General features: G+C 66.9%; 15 protein-coding genes. 10 read left to right on the top strand and 5 right to left on the bottom strand.

Annotation, left to right across the window (positions count from 1 at the left end; all coding sequences use genetic code 11):
- Positions 1–286 (top strand): L-serine ammonia-lyase, iron-sulfur-dependent, subunit alpha (locus tag ABFP37_RS13785; protein ID WP_347033917.1); only part of this gene is annotated, 286 nt, incomplete at its 5' end.
- Positions 287–316: 30 nt separating this feature from the next.
- On the opposite strand, the gene ABFP37_RS13790 is transcribed toward ABFP37_RS13785, so the two are convergent.
- Both ABFP37_RS13790 and ABFP37_RS13795 read right to left on the bottom strand, forming a co-directional pair.
- Positions 317–832 carry a TspO/MBR family protein gene (locus ABFP37_RS13790; protein WP_347033918.1) on the bottom strand — a complete coding sequence of 172 codons (516 nt, stop codon included), beginning with the start codon at positions 830–832 and terminating at the stop codon, positions 317–319.
- A gap of 175 nt (positions 833–1007) precedes the next feature.
- Positions 1008–1430 carry a hypothetical protein gene (locus ABFP37_RS13795; protein ID WP_347033919.1) on the bottom strand — a complete coding sequence of 141 codons (423 nt, stop codon included), beginning with the start codon at positions 1428–1430 and terminating at the stop codon, positions 1008–1010.
- Between the two features lie 165 nt (positions 1431–1595).
- Here ABFP37_RS13795 and ABFP37_RS13800 point away from each other — a divergent pair, with 165 nt between their 5' ends.
- Both ABFP37_RS13800 and ABFP37_RS13805 read left to right on the top strand, forming a co-directional pair.
- Positions 1596–2669, top strand: coding sequence for a peptidoglycan bridge formation glycyltransferase FemA/FemB family protein (locus ABFP37_RS13800; RefSeq protein ID WP_078028504.1), 1074 nt, complete (start codon positions 1596–1598; stop codon positions 2667–2669).
- Positions 2670–2700: 31 nt separating this feature from the next.
- Positions 2701–4197: a threonine/serine exporter family protein gene (locus ABFP37_RS13805; protein WP_078028505.1), complete on the top strand. Its 1497-nt coding sequence runs from the start codon at positions 2701–2703 to the stop codon at positions 4195–4197.
- On the opposite strand, the gene ABFP37_RS13810 is transcribed toward ABFP37_RS13805, so the two are convergent.
- Positions 4194–5033 carry a siderophore-interacting protein gene (locus tag ABFP37_RS13810; protein ID WP_347033920.1) on the bottom strand — a complete coding sequence of 280 codons (840 nt, stop codon included), beginning with the start codon at positions 5031–5033 and terminating at the stop codon, positions 4194–4196. The two genes, ABFP37_RS13805 and ABFP37_RS13810, sit on opposite strands and share 4 nt — an antisense overlap.
- Positions 5034–5153: 120 nt before the next feature.
- On the opposite strand from ABFP37_RS13810, the gene ABFP37_RS13815 reads away from it, so the two are divergent.
- Positions 5154–11198, top strand: coding sequence for an Ig-like domain-containing protein (locus ABFP37_RS13815; protein ID WP_347033921.1), 6045 nt, complete (start codon positions 5154–5156; stop codon positions 11196–11198).
- Here the strand turns inward: ABFP37_RS13815 and ABFP37_RS13820 are convergent.
- Positions 11186–11971 carry a uracil-DNA glycosylase gene (locus ABFP37_RS13820; RefSeq protein ID WP_347033922.1) on the bottom strand — a complete coding sequence of 262 codons (786 nt, stop codon included), beginning with the start codon at positions 11969–11971 and terminating at the stop codon, positions 11186–11188. The two genes, ABFP37_RS13815 and ABFP37_RS13820, sit on opposite strands and share 13 nt — an antisense overlap.
- A gap of 122 nt (positions 11972–12093) precedes the next feature.
- Between ABFP37_RS13820 and ABFP37_RS13825 the strand changes: the two genes are divergently transcribed.
- From ABFP37_RS13825 to ABFP37_RS13850, 6 genes are all read left to right on the top strand, one after another.
- Positions 12094–12456 carry a DUF3263 domain-containing protein gene (locus tag ABFP37_RS13825; RefSeq protein ID WP_347033923.1) on the top strand — a complete coding sequence of 121 codons (363 nt, stop codon included), beginning with the start codon at positions 12094–12096 and terminating at the stop codon, positions 12454–12456.
- Between the two features lie 51 nt (positions 12457–12507).
- Positions 12508–13164, top strand: coding sequence for a LytR C-terminal domain-containing protein (locus ABFP37_RS13830; RefSeq protein WP_347033924.1), 657 nt, complete (start codon positions 12508–12510; stop codon positions 13162–13164).
- 156 nt (positions 13165–13320) lie between these two features.
- Positions 13321–13524, top strand: a complete 204-nt coding sequence (locus ABFP37_RS13835; protein WP_139362837.1) for a cold-shock protein — start codon at positions 13321–13323, stop codon at positions 13522–13524.
- A gap of 32 nt (positions 13525–13556) precedes the next feature.
- Complete coding sequence (locus tag ABFP37_RS13840; protein ID WP_347033925.1) at positions 13557–14849, top strand: ABC transporter substrate-binding protein; 1293 nt, start codon at positions 13557–13559, stop codon at positions 14847–14849.
- Positions 14850–15138: 289 nt separating this feature from the next.
- A complete protein-coding gene (gene groL, locus ABFP37_RS13845) occupies positions 15139–16767 on the top strand; it encodes a chaperonin GroEL (RefSeq protein ID WP_078028510.1) in 1629 nt (542 codons plus the stop codon).
- Positions 16768–16925: 158 nt separating this feature from the next.
- Positions 16926–17975, top strand: coding sequence for a ribonuclease HI family protein (locus ABFP37_RS13850; RefSeq protein ID WP_347033926.1), 1050 nt, complete (start codon positions 16926–16928; stop codon positions 17973–17975).
- A gap of 25 nt (positions 17976–18000) precedes the next feature.
- Here the strand turns inward: ABFP37_RS13850 and ABFP37_RS13855 are convergent, their stop codons facing one another.
- Positions 18001–18288, bottom strand: coding sequence for a WXG100 family type VII secretion target (locus ABFP37_RS13855; protein WP_078028512.1), 288 nt, complete (start codon positions 18286–18288; stop codon positions 18001–18003).
- Positions 18289–18299: the final 11 nt, after the last annotated feature.

Below are 18299 nucleotides of genomic sequence, written 5' to 3' on the forward strand. Positions count from 1 at the left end.
CACGCCGGCGCAGGTGGAGAACGCGGCCGAGATCGCGATGGAGCACAACCTGGGCCTGACCTGCGATCCGATCGGCGGGCTGGTGCAGGTGCCGTGCATCGAGCGGAACGCCATTGCCGCCGCGAAGGCCATCAACGCGGCCAAGATGGCGCTCTGGGGCGACGGCTCGCACCGGGTTTCGCTCGACGAGGTCATCGTGACCATGCGCGAGACCGGCAAGGACATGAGCTCCAAATACAAGGAAACAGCCATGGGCGGCCTCGCCGTGAACGTGGTGGAGTGCTGATTCGGCAGCGGTGACCGGGGCGGCGGCGGCCTAATTGTGGGCGGCCGCCCACACATTCAGGCTCACGGCAAAGACCACCCAGGACAGGTAGGGCAGCATCAACAGCCCGGCTGTCCGGCTGATCGGCCCAAAGCAGAGCACCGCCGCGGCGACCGCCAGGGCAAGGGTCACGATGATGGCAAGCCCCAGCCAGAGGGCAGCGGACCCCAGCGCCGGATACAGCCCAAAGAACACGGGCGTCCAGGCCAGATTCAGGGCCAGCTGCAGGCAATACACCGTGAGCGCTGTCCTGCGTCCGGGGTCATCGCTCCGCCAAACGAGCCAGGCGGCCACAGCCATGGCCATGTACAGCACTGTCCACACAGCGCCGAACACCCAGCCAGGCGGAGACCAGGGCGCTATGTCCGCCGTTGCATACCAGCCGTCGACGTTCCCCACGGTGACCTGGGACCCCAGATAAGCTACCACGGCAGACGCAGCCAGAAACGCGAGGAGGGCTGCCGCCTGAACGGCCTTTCCGCCGCGGCTATCGTCTGTGGGCTCCATGGTTCAACAGTCGCCACGGGAGGACAGAGAGTCAAGCCGGTGCAACGATGGACCCATGGGCACAGGATACGATCCCGGCTTCCTGCGGGCGGCCGTCGAACTGCCCTGTCCGGACCGCCCCACCATCCTCCTCGACTACACCCACTTTTCCGTCCGGCTCGTGCCAGCGCGCAAGCTAGCTGCCGTGGTCGGCGTCAACATCAACGGCCGTGAGTTGGTGCCGCTTGACCGGATTGGAGTCTGGCATTTCGACCCCAGGGTGCCCCGGAGTGTGCAGGCCGGGCCGGAGGTCTACCGCCACAACGGCCTGGACCGCGGCCATCTGGTCCGCCGCCTTGACCCCGTGTGGGGCGATGACGCCACGGCACGCACCGCCAACCAGGACACCTTCTCCTACCCCAACGCCGCCCCGCAGGCTGCCGACTTCAACCCAGGGCAAGGAATTGTGGCTCGGGCTCGAAGACCACGTGCTGAACCACGCCGCCGGGCACGATGCAAGGATCAGCGTCTTCACCGGCCCGGTCCTGGCCGACGACGACGTGCCGTACCGGGGAGTCCAGATACCGCGCAAATTCTGGAAAATAGCGGCCTGGACCATGGAAGGGAGGCTGGGGCAAGTCGACGGTCCTCACCGACCTCAGCCAGATACGACTGTGAGCAGCATGACTACGTCCAGCCACCGGCAAGGCTGGCCAGATAGACTTGAGGCTGCCTCTCCGGGCACCTGCTGACGAAACGTACGCGAAGATTGGACACGGCACACTTGCGAGAATTCACTGCCCGCTTTGCCTCCGCCGAGGAGGTCGCCAACTGGGACTCCCACGTCACCGCGAATCCGAACGGCGGTAACCTGCTTCAGTCTGAGGCGTTCGCCGACGTCAAACAGCACTTCGGCTGGAAGACACTCCACCTCGTCTACGAGACGGCTGACTACACGAGCTACAACCTGGTGCTGGAGAAGAGCTTTCCGGTGCTGGGGAAGCTGTGGTACCTGATCAAGGGGCCCGATGTTGCCGGCGTCGAAGACATTCCGGGCATTGCCGCGGCCAACGCGGACTTCGTAAAGAGGGCTCGGCTGGGCGTCTTCGCCATCAAGATCGAACCTGACATCGTGCAAAGCGACGCGGCCCGGGAGGTCATCGAAAAGGCCGGGCTGGTCAAGACGCACAACCTGCAGCCCAACGATTCCACGGCCCTCCTGGACATTTCCCCGGACGAGAACCAGCTGCTCCGGAACCTGCATTCGCGGGGCAGGAATGCCGTCCGGCGCGCCATCCGCGAGGGGGTCGACGTGCTCAACGTGGAGCCCACCGAGGAAAACTTCACGGCCATGTATGCGCTCATGACCAACACCGTGGAGGCAAAGTCCCAAGTCCGGGTCCGCGAGTATGAGTACTACCGCCAGTTCTGGACCAATTTCATCAAGCGGGGCCAGGGACGGCTTCTGTTCGTCTACGAAAACGGCGTACCGTCAGTAGGGGCGTTCGTCATCAACTACGGGCACAAGGGCACGTACAAGGACGGCGGATCCCTGCAGAAACGCGGCCAGTACGGCGACTCGCACCTGGTGCAGTGGACGGCGATCAACCAGCTCAAGGAGCTGGGCTGCACCGAATACGATTTCTGCGGAACCCCGCCCAGCGACAAACTCAAGGACACATCCAACCCGTTCCACGGACTGGGGCTTTTCAAGACCAGCTTCAGCAAAACAGTCACCGACTTCGTTGGCTGTTACGACCAGGTCATCAGCCCGCTGAAGTACAAGGCGTGGATGGCAGCTGGCGAGCGTGTAGCCCGTCAGGTGTACACGCGGCGGACGGGACAGCAGTTCTACTAAGACCACAGGCATGGCACGGAGGTAGGCCCGAATGACCAAACAGCCCCGCGGCGCCAACAGGCCGCACACGGACGGGCTGCCCAAAACTGAGCCGCTTACTCCCTCCCAGCTGCACCAGAACGCGGCGGCCAAGCGCATGCTGCGCCGCCTGGTCCAGGGGGAGAACCCGCCGACGGCGCCGCTGAGCATCGTGGACAGGCTCACCGGCAGCCCCTACGCCAACCCCATGATCCAGGTGGGCGGCATCGACACGTCCGCGCGCAAGACCATGGACTTTGCGCTTCGCCTCGCCGAATCGATGTTCCGGTACGGCGCCGGTGCCCTCGAGGTGGAAACCAGCATCATCGCGGTCACGGCCGCGCTTGGCCTGAGCAACATCGAGGTCGACATCACCAACCAGTCGGTGGCGATCAACTATGCGCCGCAGGACCAGACCCCCATTTCGCTGCTGCGCGTGGTGCGCTCCTGGACGAACAACTACGCCGGCCTGGCCAAAGTCCACCAGCTGGTCACGGACATCGTGGCCGGAGGCGTCGGCCGGGACGAGGCCATCCGGCGGCTGGACGAGATTGTCCGCAGCCCCAAGCCGTTCCCGCGGTGGATGGTCACCGTGGCGTTCGGAGTCTTTTCGGCCGTGTTCGTGGGGGTCCTGGGCGGCGGACCGGGGGCGTCCGGCATCGCGTTCGCCTCCAACCTCCTGATCAGCCTGCTCGCCCGGCAACTGGGCCGCTGGCGCACGCCGGACTTCTTCAACACGGCGGCCTGTTCCTTTGTGGTAACGCTGATCGCGCTGCTCATGTGGAGATTCGGCAGCCCCCTAGGGATCCAGATTGCTCCTGCCATCGTCGTGGTGGGCGGGATCCTGCTGCTGCTTCCCACGGGGCGCCTTGTCTCTTCGGTCCAGGATGCCATCAACGGCTTCCCCGTCACGGCGGCCGGCCGGTTCCTGTCCACGGTGCTGACGTTCGGGGCGCTCGTCGCAGGTATTGCCGTGGCGTTCGTGGTGGGTGACATGACGGGCATGGAACCGATCAACGTCACCGAGACCTTCCCGCCGGCTTATCCGTGGTGGGCGCTGGTCATCATGGTCGCGGTCGCCGTCGTGGCCATCGGCATCACCGAGCAGACGGACTGGAAGCTGCTTCTTCCCACGGCGGCCGTGGGCGTGATCGGCCACCTGGTCCTGATCGGCGGAGAAATGCTCGGCGTCGGCCAGCGCTTTTCCCCCGCGGTGGCCGCCGTCGTGATTGGCCTTTTGGCCCGGGTGGTGGCGCTGCGTATGGGCGCCCCGCAGCTCGTGGTCGCTGTGCCGGCGGCGCTCATCCTCTTGCCCGGCCTCACCATCTTCCGCTCGATGTACGTCCTGACGATCGAGGAATCCGAAATCCTGCTCGGCGCCGGCGGGATGCTGAGTGCCGGGGCGATTGTGTTCGGTGTCGCCGGCGGGATTGTGCTGGGCGACACGCTTGCGCGGCCGCTCACCCGGAGCCTTGCGAGCAATGAACGACGGCGGGCCCGCCGCCGCTAGATCTTACCGATCGGCAGCTTCTTCTCGGCCTGGAAGTCATCCTCAACCCGTCCCGTGGCCCAGTAGCCGGACAGCGACACCTGGCCGCGCTCCAGTCCGCGCTGCCGGAACAGCACCTCCCGCAGGCCCTTCATGTAGCCGCGTTCCCCGTGGGCAAAGACATCAACCCTGCCGTCGGGCCACACGGCATCGCGGACCGCGTTGACCAGCAGGTCGCTGCCGCCTGCGGCGGCGCCTTCGCGTTTGAGCCAGACCAGCTCGAGCCCCGCCGGTGCGGCGATCGGCTGGATATCGGCGTCGGTGTCCACTTCCACGAATGCCAGGCCCCGGGCGCCGGACGGCAGGGACTCGATGACGGCGGCGATCGCAGGCAGGGCGGCTTCGTCTCCGGCCAGGAGGTACCAGTCCGCCGCGGGATCCGGGTTGTAGCCCCCGCCAGGTCCGGTGAAGATGAGGGTGTCGCCGGGCTGGGCCGCGGCCGCCCAGGGCCCCGCCAGGCCTTCGTCCCCGTGGATCACGAAGTCGATGGCAAGTTCGCCGGCTGCCGCGTCCACCCAGCGCACGGTGTAGGTCCGGGTGTGCGGCCACAGCTCCCGCGGCATCGATTCGCGGACGGCCCAGAGATCCAGCGGCTCCGGGTAGTCCACACCCTGCTGCGGAAAGGCGATCTTGACGTATCTGTCCACAAAGTCGTTATTGACGTACTCCGCGAAGCCTTCACCGCCCGCGACAATGCGAACCATGTGGTCCGAAAGCTGCTCCCGGCGCAGGACAGTCAGGTTGGTCTGGGGACGGGAATTCCGTGTGGCGGACGTGGCGGCAGGAACAGAAGTCATGAAAGTAAGCCTAGGCTAAGTCCGGCGCCGGATCTCCTCCCGTTCCCCCGGGTTCGCTAGATTACTGCACTTGTTGGTCTAATTGGTGGGGACTTCATTGCAGCTGACCGGGGGACAGCCATGCCAACGTCAAGAAACTTCCTTGCAAAGCACAGGCGGTTGCTTCAGGCGACGGGCTTTTCGGCGGTGACCGCACTGGTGGCGGCGGCAGCCTTTCTCTACCCGGGCGTAAAATCAGCCGACGTCGACCTCAACGACGGCGGCGTCTGGGTGACGAACAAGAGCGTCGGAATGACCGCGCGGCTCAACTATCCCTCCAGGACCCTGGACGGCGGCGTGACCCCGCCGGGGGCCGGCTTCGATATCCTCCAGCACGAGGGCGAAGTGTTGGTGGATGCCGGCTCGTCCCTGACGGCCGTGGACCCGGCATCCATGAGGCTCGGCGAACCCGTCATGCTGCCCGGTGGCGTGACCGCCGCCGCGGGGCAGGGTGCCTACGTATTCAGCGATCCGGGCACGGGGGAGGCCTGGCTGGCTTCCACCGACTCCGTCCGTGGTTTTGACCGGCAATCCTCGGAGCCGGTGATTTCCGGGGCACCTAACCTCCAGGCAGTCATCGGAGCGGACGGAGCCGCCTACATCGCCAACCCCGGGGCACACGAGGTCAGCCGGATGACCGTCGAGGACAACGGAACCGCCGGGGACAAGGCCACGGGGTCCTACGCCGATTTCTCGGCGGTGAAGAGCCTTCAGCTCACGACGGTGGGAGCCGACGCGGTGCTGCTGGACTCCGATTCCGGCCGGCTGTACCTGCCCGGGGGCCGGACGGTCGACCTGCCCGACGCCGGCGGGTCACGGCTCCAGCAGGCCGGCCCGGCCAGCAGCTTCGTCGCCGTGGCCACGCCGAAGGGCCTGGTCGAACAGCCGCTGGACGGTTCCGCGGCCACCACAAAACCCTCCGGCGCCAACGGAAATCCGGTCCGTCCGGTGCAGCTGGACGGCTGCGTGCATGCGGCCTGGAACCAGAGCAACCGGTACCTTCGGGACTGCGCCGATGATGCCCACGACAAACTGACGGATGTCCCGAACGCCAACGACAAGTCCGACTTGGTCTTCCGGGTGAACCGCAGCGTTGTGGTGCTCAACGACACCAACGGCGGCAACGTGTGGCTCGTCCAGCAGGCGATGCAGCTGGTCAACAACTGGCAGGATCTCCAGACGCCGCCGAACCGGTCCGAGGAGGAGAAGGAAGACGCCGCCGACCAGAATCCGCTCAACCAGCTCCCGGACCGCACCAAGGCCAACCGTCCGCCCAACGCCCAGGACGACGTCTTCGGCGTCAGGCCGGGCAAGACCACGCTGCTGACTCCGCTGGACAACGACTCCGACCCGGACGGCGACCTGCTGACCCTGAACGTCCTCGGCTCGGGGCCGGCCAACGGCACGGCGCAGCCCATCTACAACGGCTCCGCCCTGCAGATCGCTGTCCCCGAGAAGGCCTCGGGAACGTCCGACTTCGGCTACCAGGTGGACGACGGCCGGGGCAAGAGCGCGCAGGCCAAGATCAGGGTGGCCGTGCGGAAGGACTCGGAGAACGGTCCGCCCGCCCAGAAACGAAAAACCGTCATCCTCCTCGAACAGGGAAAGTCCGTCAGCCAGAATGTCCTGGCGGACTGGACCGACCCTGACGGCGACGATCTCTTCCTCAAAGCCGCAACGGCGGACAACGGCAACGACCAGGTCCAGGTGCGCCCGGACGGCCTCCTGCAGTTCCAGGATGTGGGCACAACCCTGGGCCGCAAGGAGGTCACCCTCCGGGTGTCCGATGGCCGGACCGAGATCGAGGGCAAGATTACCGTGGAGGTGCGCCCCCGCGGGAGCCTGCCGCCGGTGGCAAACCCCGATCACCTGAGCGTTGTGGCGGGCCGGGACGTCGTGGTTTCCCCACTGGAAAACGACTTCGACCCCGCCGGTGCCACGTTGCGGCTGGCCCGGGTGGAAGGTCCTCCGGCCGCCAAGGTAGCCCCCCATTTTGACTCCGGCACCTTCGTTTTCAATGCTCCGGCCGCCGGCACCTATTACGTGACCTACCAGGTGACCAACGGGCCGGCCAGCCAGCTGGGCCTGGTCAGGATCGATGTCACCAACGGCGGGAGCAACGGCGCCCCGGTGGCCGTCCGGGATGTGGCGCGGCTGCCGCAGGGCGGGCACACCCTGGTGGATGCGCTGGCCAACGACATCGACCCCGCCGGCGGGGTGCTGGTCATCCAATCGGTCAACGTTCCTTCCGGGTCGTCGCTTTCCGTGGCCGTCCTCGACCACAGCGTTCTCAAGATCACTGACGCCAACGGTCTTGCCGCCCCGGCAACGTTCACCTACACGGTGTCCAACGGCCTCGAGAGCTCGGTCGGTGAAGTGACCGTCCAGCCGGTGCCCGCACCGGCCCGGCTGCGGCCGCCCCGCGCGGTGCCGGACGAAATCACGGTGCGTGCCAACGACGTTGCCACCGTGAATGTGCTGGCCAACGACAGCCACCCGGACGGGGCGACACTGGCGCTGAAGCCTCAGCTCGCCCAGACCGTTGAACCCGCCGATGGGCTACTGGGCATTTCCGGCGACGTCCTGCGGTTCAAGGCCGGCCCGACGGCGAAGACGGTGCACGCCATCTACGTGGTCCAGGGACCGGACGGCCAGGAATCCTCCGCGCAGGTCACCATCCGCATCAAGGGCGGCGGCGCGGACCAGAATTCCCGGCCTGAACCGAAGAACCTGACCGCCCGGACCATCGCCGGCCGCGCCACCCGCATCCAGGTACCGCTGGACGGGATAGACCCCGACGGCGATTCCGTGTCGCTGGTCGGCCTGGACAAGGCTCCGGCCCAGGGGACCGGCACCGTCGGCGCAACCTACCTGGAATACACGGCGTCGTCGAAGGCCGCCGGGCAGGATGCCTTCAGCTACGTTGTGCAGGACACGTTCGGCGTCCGCAGCACAGCCACCGTGGCGGTGGGCATCGGGGCCGCACCCGCGGCCAATCAGCAGCCGGTGCCGGGCGACGATGCGGTCACCGCCCAGCCCAACAGAAAGATCGCCGTGGACGTGCTGCGCAACGACGCGGACCCCGACGGCGACGCCTTGGCACTCGTACGCGGCGGCGTTGAAGCGGATGCCGCGCTGAACGCGTCGATAGAAGACGGGAAAGTCCGGTTTACGACGCCGGACGCCACGGCCGCCGTCGTCATCCGTTACCGGATTTCGGACGGAAGGGGAGGTCAGGCAAAGGGCACGCTGAACGTGGACGTCACGCCGTCCGCCCCGCGGAAGGCGCCGACCACCCGGGACGACCGCGTCACCTTCGCGGAAACGCTGGGCAAGTCCGCCGTGGACGTTCCCGTGCTCAAGAACGACGAAGACCCCGACGGCGTGACCTCCGACCTGACGGTCACTCTGGCCGCCGGAACAACCGACGCGGCAGTCCGGGGCGGCGGCAGCGTCAACGTCACCCTGTTGCCCGCTCCCCGCATCATCCCGTACACGGTCACGGACCTGGACGGCCTGACCTCCACCGCGTTCATCCACGTGCCAGGAACATCCGAGCAGCGCCCGGCGCTCAAGAGCCCTGCCCCCTTGGAAGTGGTCAGCGGCCAGGAACTGGCCCTCAACCTGAACGATGCCGTGGTTGTCCGCCAAGGCCGCAGCCCGCGGCTCACCGTTGACTCGCGTGTGTCGGCGGTGGCGGCCAGCGGCAGGCCGCTCGTCAAGGACGCAGCCTCCCTGGTGTTCACCTCCGCCGACGATTATTCCGGGCCGGCGTCCCTGACCTTCGAAGTGGCCGACGGCCCATTGGACGCGCCGGACACGCTCACATCCGTGCTGACCATCAGCATCAACGTGCTGCCAGATCCGAACCGGAACCACCCGCCCGTCATGTCCTCCACCCGCGCCAGCGTGGTCAAGGGCGAGGCAGCGGAGGTGGATCTGGACACCCTGATATCGGATCCGGACCAGGCTGACAGCGGCAAACTCACGGTGACCCTGGGCGGCCAGCTTCCTCCCGGCATCAGCGCCAGCGTGGACGGGACAACCCTGAAGATCAGGGCCGCAGCCGATGCGCCGGAGCCGGGAGGCATCCTCCCGCTGACTGTCACGGACCCGCGTGGACTCTCGGCCCAGGGCACCGTGGACGTGCAGCTGACGCTTTCACTTCGTCCGCTGCCATTGGCCAATGACGACGAGGTGGGGGAGGCCAAGGCCGGCGAAAACCGGCGGGTCCAGGTGCTGGCCAACGACGTCAACCCGTTTGCCGACACCCCGCTGAAGGTTGTCAGTGCCGTGGTGGAAACAGGCAACGGCACCGCAACCGTCTCAGGGGACGCAGTGGACGTCCGCCCCGCGGAATCGTTCGTGGGCAGCATGGTGGTGCGGTACCGGATCCAGGACAAGACCGGGGATCCGCGGCGCGAGGCAGACGGGCGCATCAGGCTGACGGTCAAGGCGAAACCGGACAAGCCCGGCACTCCCGTGGCCAACGAGGTGCGCGACAGCACCGTGGTGCTGAACTGGACGCCTCCGGCTGCCAACGGCTCGGCCATCACCGGCTACAGGGTCACGGGGACCAACGGCGTGTCGCAGCTGTGCCCCGCCAACACGTGCACCATCGGGTCGCTCACCAACGATGTCGAGTACACCTTCAGCGTTGTTGCGGTGAACAGCATCGGTGAATCCGCGGCCTCGGAACGTTCCGCTCCGGCCCGCCCGGACCAGCGCCCGGAGGTGCCGCAGGCGCCGTCGCTGTCGTTCGGCGACAAGCAGTTGGCGGTCAGCTGGCCCGCGGCCAGGACCACCGGATCCGCCGTCACCGACTACGAGCTCCAGCTCTCGCCGGCGCCTCCTGCAGGCTCCGGGGTGCGGTCGGCCGGTCCCGGGCTTAGCTACACGTGGACCGGGCTGGCGAACGGCACGTCGTACCGGATCCAGGTCCGGGCCAAGAACAAGGCGCCCACGCCCTCAGAGTGGAGCCCCTTCTCGGCCGCGGAAATCCCGGCCGGGGTGCCCGCAGTCCCTGCCAAGCCGAGCACCACGCTCGCAACGTCGGGGGCCAACAGCTCGGTCATCCAGGTCAGCTGGACGGCACCCGACGCCAACGGCGACGCCGTAGCCGAATACACCGTGGTGTCCTCGCACCCCGGCTCGCCCGACGCCTCGCAGGTGGTGTCCGGCGGGCGGACCAGCGCGGTCTTCACCGTGGGCAATTCGGATGCCGGCTACACCTTCACTGTTGCAGCGCGGAACAAGGCCGGATACTCGGCCGACAGCGCCGCATCCGACCCGCGCCGGGCCGTCGGGGCCCCCGGCCCCGTCAACGGACTCCGGGCGGATCCGCTGGACAACAGCGCCCAGCTGACGTTCACCGCGCCGTCCTCCAGGGGCGGGGCGGCGGCCGGAGAAACTGTGTATGAATATCGGGTGAACGGCGGCCAGGTCGCGGCCGTGCCCGCCAACAAGGTCATTCCGGGGCTGGCGAACAACGGCACGTACACGATCGGCGTCCGTGCCACGAACGTGGTGGACGGACAGTCCTACCCGGGCCCCTTCACGGACGCCAACCCGGTGCAGCCGTACGGAAAGCCGGGGGCTCCCACGGCCACCGGATTCAACGAGGGGCACTCGATCCACTTCATTATCAGGGCACCCCAGCCCAACGGGCGTCCGATTGCGGAACTTCGGTGGATCACCTCGGACGGGCAGCGGGGATCAACGTCGGCGTCCTTCGCGGATGTGAACGTGGGCAACGGCCCCAACCAGAAGGTCTGGGTGGACGTTACTGCAGTAGACACCATGGGACAGACGTCCCAGGCGCGCGGCGAGGGCACCACAACGGTCAGCTCCGCGTTCATCTCCCGGGGTGCCGCCGCCGGCCCGCCCGGTGAATACCAGATTCGGCTGAGGCCCGTCGATTTCCCGCCCGGTACGCATACGGTCCTGTGCTACAGCAGTTACACCAACGATGGTTCGGCTCCGTTCTGGACGGGTGCCGTGAACTTCCCGTCGGCCAGCGGTACCGTGGAGCTGCCCTGCGCCGGGCACATCGACCCCGCCAAGGGAGAATGGCTCTCGGCCGAAGTCAGGGGAGTGGCCAGCGCGCCGAGGCTCTACAGATGGTAGGCGGCGGGAATGGCCGGAAGCTCCCAGTCCACCCCGCTGGCGCCCTGCTCCTGGAGCAGGGCGTTGGCGCGGCTGAACGGCCGGGAGCCGAAGAATCCTCGCGCGGCGGACAACGGGCTCGGGTGGACGCTGGCAACGACGGGCGTGTCGCCCAGCAGCGGCCGCATTCCCTCCGCGTCTTTTCCCCACAGGACGGCGACGAGGGGGAGCCTTCCGCCCTCGGCGGAACGGCGGCCTGCGACGGCGGCAACGGCCGCCGTCGTGATGGCTTCCCAGCCCTTTCCGCGGTGGGAGCCGGCGGCACCCTCCCGGACGCTGAGGACCCTGTTGAGCAGCAGGACGCCCTGCCCGGCCCAGGCGCTCAGGTCGCCGTGGATGCGTGCCGGGAGCCCGAGATCGGCCTCAAGCTCCCTGTAAATGTTGACCAGGCTGCGCGGAATGGGGCGCGTGCTGCCGTCCACCGAGAACGCCAGCCCGACGGCATGCCCCGGCGTGGGGTACGGATCCTGGCCCACGATCAGCACCCGCACGCCCGCCAGCGGCTGGCGGAACGCACGGAGGACGTTCGACGGCGATGGCAGCACCCTGTGCCCCTCCGCCACTTCTCCGGCCAGGAAGGACAGCACCGACCTCAGCTCAGCCTCCACACCGGCCAGCGCCGCGGCCCAGTCAGGGGCCAGCAGCTCATCGAGGGGCATCCCCGCCATCTCGGCAAAGCCGGGGGCCTCCGGCCCGGACGGCTCCAGGTCAAACAGCGGTTCAGGTTCAATCACCCCCTTATTCTCCCCTAGCGCTGTCAGGCGGGCCGCGGCGTAACCTGGCGTAAATGACAATGTTGTTATTCGTCCGTAACATGGGGGTTGGGCTTTTACCGGATTCAGCGAAGGAGGGTGCAGTGGCAGAGCCATTGCAGGACCAACTCGCCGGCCAGCCGGCGGCGGCTGTCGCAGGGCAGGACACCGGGTCGCAGCGCGGCTCGCTGCTGAACGACTTCCAGTTGCGGGACTCGCCGTTGAGCGAGCGGGAGCAGCAGATGCTGGCCCTGGAACGGCAGTGGTGGAAGTACGCGGGAGCCAAGGAACAGGCCATTCGCGAGCTGTTCGACCTCTCGGCCACGCACTACTACCAGATCCTTAACGCGCTGATCGATACCGAGGCTGCACTGGCCCACGACCCCATGCTGGTGAAGAGATTGCGTAGACTACGTACGTCACGCCAGCGGGCCCGCACTGCACGCCGCCTGGGATCTGACGCGTAAACGCCAGTGCCGGACTGCCGGCAAGAAATCCACCAAGGACGTCACTTCACCATGACCAACTATGCTCGGGACGAATTCGACAGGGTCCCTGAGGCCTCTGCCCGTCAGGGCGTACACCGTGCCGCGTCGGCGCCGGCCCGCGCCAGGCTCTGGCCGATTCTGACCGTGGGAATCGGGTCCCTTGCCGTCGGCGTGGTCGCGTTCCTGTTCTTGCCGCAGCTTGGTTTTCAGGCAGCCGCGAGCCCGCTGTCCGCCATGACCGCCGAAGCGCCGCCCAGTTCGCAGCCCAGCGCGTCGGCCAGCGGCACGGCGACGCCGTCCGCCACGGCTGCCTCGCCCGGCGCCACCGCCTCCGGCACGCCGTCGGCTTCGGCATCCGGGTCTGCCCCGGCCGCGGACTCGGCAGGGACGGAGGCGCTGAGCTCGTCCCTGCTCGACAAGTCGCAGCCGGTATCCGTCTACAACGCGACGCTCACCTCGGGCCTGGCCGGACGGGTGGGCGCCACGGTCCAGAAGGACGGCTGGACCTTGGGCCAGGTGTCCAACTGGCAGGGAGCACCCCAGCAGGAGTCGGTGGTTTTCTACTCCGACGCCGCGCAGAAGGCCAACGCCGAGGCCCTCGGTGCGCTCCTGAACATCACCAAGCTCGTTGAAACTGCGGACCTGCAGGCCCCGGTTGCCGTGGTGCTGGGCCCCGAATTCCAGTGACCGTTTGGGTTACGCCTCAATAACTATTGGGCACGGTCTTAGCTGCCTGACTGCGCCCGGACGGGCCCGTCGATAGAGTGATTCCAGACTTCAACGCGTAATTCACGGCACACACTGAAGTGGGCCTTACGGAAGCAATCTGAAAGTGTGGAGATCATGGCATTGGGAACCGTGAAGTGGTTCAACGCGGAAAAGGGCTACGGCTTTATTACGGTTGACGGCTCGGGCGACGACGTCTTTGTGCACTGGTCCGCCATCCAGGGTGACGGTTACCGCGCTCTTGACGAGGGCCAGCGCGTGGAGCTGGAAGTCGGCGAAGGCGAAAAGGGCCCGCAGGCCGAAAACGTCCGGCCCGCCTAGTGACGCCCCGCGCCGCCCGCAGGTCCTCCCCGGTGACTGCCCGACGTCGGACCGGAACCTTGACGTCCGCCCGCACCGCCGCCTGGGGTGCTGCCGCCGTATTGGCGCTGGGCGGGTGCTCCGGTTCTGCGGGCAACGCGAGGACGGCCTCGGTGGAGGCCAGCGGTGACGGCACCCTGCGGATCGGCCTTATCCTTGACAACACCGGCCCGCAGGCGTTCCTCAACGCTGCCCAGCTGGCGGCCGCGAAACTGGCCGTCCAGGAAATCAATGCGGCCGGCGGCCACAAGGGCCGGCCGGTGGAACTGCTGCCGGCGAACACCGACGCCGACACCGCCGCGCAGGCGAGGGAGCTCGTGGACGCGAAGGCCGACGTCGTGATTGGCCCCACCGATTCGAGCCGGGCGCCGGGCGCCATTGACGTTTTGTCCAAGGCCAAGGTCACGCTCATTTCTCCGGCGAATACTTCGGCGGAGCTGAGCAAGTACAACAGCGGCGGATATTACTTCCGCACAGCCGCGGCCGACGTCGCCCAGGCGGCCATCCTGGTGAAACTGGCCAGGGACGGCGGGGCCAAGAGCCTGGCCGTGGTTTACGAGGACGGCGGATACGGCAAGGACGTGTCAGCGGCTGTGTCCGCTTCAGCGAAGGGGGCCGGGCTGGAAGCGGTGACGCTTTCCGCCTTCAAACCGGGGGAGGCGCAGAAAGCCGCGGCGGCCGCCCGGGAGGCCGCGCCGGACGCTGTCGTCGTCATTGCCCGCGACGGGGCGCAGGGGGCCGTCGCCGAACTCACCAACGCCGGCGTGCCGGGCAGCAAGCTCATCCTGAGCGACGGCGCCTTCAGGCAGTACGGCTCGGGGCTCGGCGCCAAGGCGCTGGACGGCGCGCGCGCCGTCGTCCCCGGAGTCTTCCCATCCGCGCACCTGCAGGGTGAACTCGTGGCAGTGGACGCGGGCCTCAAGGACATGACCTTTGCGCCGGAAACCTACGACGCCGTTAATCTTGCCGCCGTGGCGGCCGCCGTGGCGGATGACGACGCCGGCGCCTCGATCGCCGCGAAACTGATCTCCGTCTCGGGCGGCTCTGCAGGCCAGGGCCAAAGCGCCGCCCAGCCCGCCGGGAAGCCCTCCGTCTGCAAGACGTACAAGGAATGCCTCCCTGCCATCAAGGCCGGAACCGCCGTGGACTATGACGGTGAATCAGGCCCTGTTCGGTTCGATGTGAACGGCGATGTCACCGCTGCCAACTACATGGTGTTCACCTATGGCGCGGACAACAACGCCAAACTTACCGGCACCGAGGCGGCCGGCCGGGCCGCCGGCTGATCGCTGGGAGCGAAGCGCCTGCCGCCGTTCCACGGTTTTCGGCCGCATCTGCTTGCACTCTCCCCGGGGGAGTGCTAATTATTGATTAGCACTCCTACGTATCGACTGCTAAAGCATCGCCCGGTTCAGGCCGTCAGCGAGGTCAGTCGCCTACGTGGAGCGGAAGAAACACCTGGTTGGGGTGAGATCCGGACTGCCGGCATACAGAGGCCTGCAGGAAGGATCGTCCGTCGCGGGCACCGCAGCGAGGTTCATTCTTAACGACCGTCCCGAAAGGACCACTGCCGTTATGGCCAAGATCATTGCATTTGATGAAGAGGCACGCCGCGGCCTTGAGCGGGGCCTGAACATCCTCGCCGACGCCGTAAAGGTCACCCTCGGCCCGCGTGGACGCAACGTCGTCCTCGAAAAGAAGTGGGGCGCCCCCACGATCACCAACGATGGTGTTTCCATCGCCAAGGAGATCGAGCTGGACGATCCTTACGAGAAGATCGGCGCCGAGCTGGTCAAGGAAGTTGCCAAGAAGACGGATGACGTCGCAGGCGACGGCACCACCACGGCTACCGTGCTGGCACAGGCCCTGGTCAAGGAAGGCCTGCGCAACGTCGCGGCCGGAGCTGACCCCCTGTCCCTCAAGCGCGGCATCGAGAAGGCAGTTGAAGCGGTAACCCGCGAACTGCTGGACTCCGCCAAGGAAATTGAAACCAAGGAAGAGATCGCCGCTACGGCCTCGATCTCCGCTGGCGACAACGAAATCGGCGCGCTCATTGCCGAGGCCCTGGACAAGGTCGGCAAGGAAGGTGTCATCACCGTCGAGGAGTCCAACACCTTTGGCCTGGAGCTTGAGCTCACCGAAGGCATGCGCTTCGACAAGGGTTACATCTCCGCGTACTTCGTCACGGACACCGAGCGCCAGGAAACGGTCCTTGAGGACCCGTACATCCTGATCGTCAACTCGAAGATCTCCAACGTCAAGGAACTGGTTGCTGTCCTCGAAAAGGTCATGCAGTCCTCCAAGCCGCTGCTGATCATTGCCGAAGACATCGAGGGCGAGGCCCTGGCCACCCTGATCGTCAACAAGATCCGCGGCACCTTCAAGTCCGTCGCCGTCAAGGCTCCGGGCTTCGGTGACCGCCGCAAGGCGCAGCTCGCCGACATCGCCATCCTCACCGGTGGCCAGGTCATCGCCGAGGAAGTCGGCCTCAAGCTGGAGACTGCCGGCCTCGAACTCCTGGGCCGCGCCCGCAAGGTCGTAGTCACCAAGGACGAGACCACCATCGTCGAAGGTGCAGGCGACGCTGACCAGATTGCCGGCCGCGTTTCCCAGATCCGCGCCGAGATCGAAAACTCCGATTCCGACTACGACCGCGAGAAGCTGCAGGAGCGCCTGGCCAAGCTGGCCGGCGGCGTTGCAGTCATCAAGGCCGGTGCCGCAACCGAAGTTGAGCTCAAGGAACGCAAGCACCGCATTGAGGACGCTGTCCGCAACGCGAAGGCTGCCGTTGAGGAAGGCATCGTCGCCGGTGGTGGCGTTGCCCTGATCCAGGCCGGCGCGAAGGCATTCGCCAACCTGCAGCTTGAAGGCGACGAGGCAACGGGTGCGAACATCGTCCGCGTTGCCATCGACGCCCCGCTCAAGCAGATCGCCTACAACGCAGGCCTCGAGCCCGGCGTTGTGGTGGACAAGGTCCGCGGCCTGCCCGCAGGCCACGGCCTGAACGCAGCAACCGGCGAGTACGTCGACCTGCTGGCCGCCGGCATCAACGACCCCGTCAAGGTAACCCGCTCTGCCCTGCAGAACGCAGCTTCCATTGCCGGACTGTTCCTCACCACCGAGGCTGTTGTGGCCGACAAGCCGGAGAAGAACGCTCCGGCCATGGGCGGTGGCGACGACATGGGCGGCATGGGCGGTTTCTAAACCCCTGCCTTCCGGCTAGCGCACAACGCTTAAAGATCGGCGGCGGTCCCACCTTCGGGTGGGGCCGCCGCAGGTCTTTAACGGCAATGATGCGTGTCCCGCATGGCCGCGGGGTGCCCGCGGACGGCAGTGTCGGTGGTGTCTGGCAGGATGGATCCGTGACGATTACTGCAGCGGCCGACGGTTCGGCTTTAGGGAATCCCGGCCCGGCCGGATGGGCCTGGTACGTAAACGATGATTGCTGGCGCGCCGGAGGATGGCCGCACGGCACGAACAACCAGGGTGAGCTGATGGCTGTGTTGGACCTTTTCCGCGCTACCGCCCACATCCCGCAGGAGGATCTGCGTATTCTCTGCGACAGCCAGTATGTGATCAATTCAGTGACCAAGTGGATGCCCGGCTGGAAGCGCAAAGGGTGGCGCAAGGCTGACGGCAAGCCGGTCCTCAACGTTGACATCCTGAAGGACATTGACCGGGAACTGGTCGGCCGGAAATACACCTTCGAGTGGGTTAAGGGCCACGCGGGCCATGACCTGAACGAAGCGGCCGACGAGCGCGCCCGTGCCGTCGCCGTGGCCTACCAGCAGGGTGTGGCCGCCCGGTCGGGGCCGGGCTTCCCCGGGGCTGCCGCCGCGGCCGAGGAACCGGAGGCGCGGCAGACCGTGGCCGTCCGTCAGACATCGTCTTTTTCCGAGCCCAACGGAGCGGACGAGCTGGACCTGTTTGGCGGCCTGGACAGCGAGGGCCCGGGCAGCGCGGGGGAGGACAGCGCCGGAGCGGGCAGCAACGGATCAGGACCGTTTAGCGAGCCGGACCTGTTCAGTGAACTGGGCACGGACGTTTTCGCCGCGACGCGGGGCCGCGGTCCCAGCGCTGAGGAAACCGTGGAAGCGCTGGAACGTGAGCTCCTGCGCCCGGACGTGCGCAGCGACATCGGGCGGACCGGCGTGCTGCTGCATCCGGATTTCGTGGAAATCGGCAGCGCCGGAAGGATCTGGACCCGGGACGCGATGATGATGTCCCTCGAGGAAAGCCCGGCAGGCCCGGTCGACCTGGACGTTCTCGGTGCCGACCGCATCGGAACGGACACGATCCTGCTGACCTACCGGAGCTACTCACGCTCCGGCACGGCCCTCCGGAGCTCCCTGTGGGTCCTGGACGGCGGACAATGGCGCCTCCGCTTCCACCAGAGCACGCCGGAGGCCTGACAGGGTCCGCCGCCCTTCGCGTCCGCTAGCTGAAGCGCTGGGCGTTGCCCTGTTCAGCCTGGGCATACGTGGCCGCAGCGGAGGACAGCGCGAGGTTGATGGACGCCAGCGACGCCTCCACCTTGCTTTGCGTCAGCGTCCATTCGGTGACGAGTGCCTGGAAGTTGGTGGCGGCTGACCCGCGCCATGTTCCTTGGAGTTCGTCCAGGCCATGCTTCATGGCCTGGACGTCGGCGCTGATGCGGTCGACCGTTGCCTTCACGTTGGCTGACTTCATCTGAAGGAGCTCGGTATCGACGGAAATGATGCTCATAGCTGTGGCCT

Source organism: Burkholderia sp. RS01, assembly GCF_039748055.1.
GTDB lineage: Bacteria > Actinomycetota > Actinomycetes > Actinomycetales > Micrococcaceae > Arthrobacter.

What these genes read in the sequence shown, in the direction of transcription:
- ABFP37_RS13855 (WP_078028512.1), bottom strand. Translation starts at nt 18,288, where the DNA reads ATGAGCATCATTTCCGTCGATACCGAGCTCCTTCAGATGAAGTCAGCC.
- ABFP37_RS13815 (WP_347033921.1), top strand. Translation starts at nt 5,154, where the DNA reads ATGCCAACGTCAAGAAACTTCCTTGCAAAGCACAGGCGGTTGCTTCAG.
- groL (WP_078028510.1), top strand. Translation starts at nt 15,139, where the DNA reads ATGGCCAAGATCATTGCATTTGATGAAGAGGCACGCCGCGGCCTTGAG.
- ABFP37_RS13805 (WP_078028505.1), top strand. Translation starts at nt 2,701, where the DNA reads ATGACCAAACAGCCCCGCGGCGCCAACAGGCCGCACACGGACGGGCTG.
- ABFP37_RS13790 (WP_347033918.1), bottom strand. Translation starts at nt 832, where the DNA reads ATGGAGCCCACAGACGATAGCCGCGGCGGAAAGGCCGTTCAGGCGGCA.
- ABFP37_RS13810 (WP_347033920.1), bottom strand. Translation starts at nt 5,033, where the DNA reads ATGACTTCTGTTCCTGCCGCCACGTCCGCCACACGGAATTCCCGTCCC.
- ABFP37_RS13830 (WP_347033924.1), top strand. Translation starts at nt 12,508, where the DNA reads ATGACCAACTATGCTCGGGACGAATTCGACAGGGTCCCTGAGGCCTCT.
- ABFP37_RS13835 (WP_139362837.1), top strand. Translation starts at nt 13,321, where the DNA reads ATGGCATTGGGAACCGTGAAGTGGTTCAACGCGGAAAAGGGCTACGGC.
- ABFP37_RS13795 (WP_347033919.1), bottom strand. Translation starts at nt 1,430, where the DNA reads ATGGTCCAGGCCGCTATTTTCCAGAATTTGCGCGGTATCTGGACTCCC.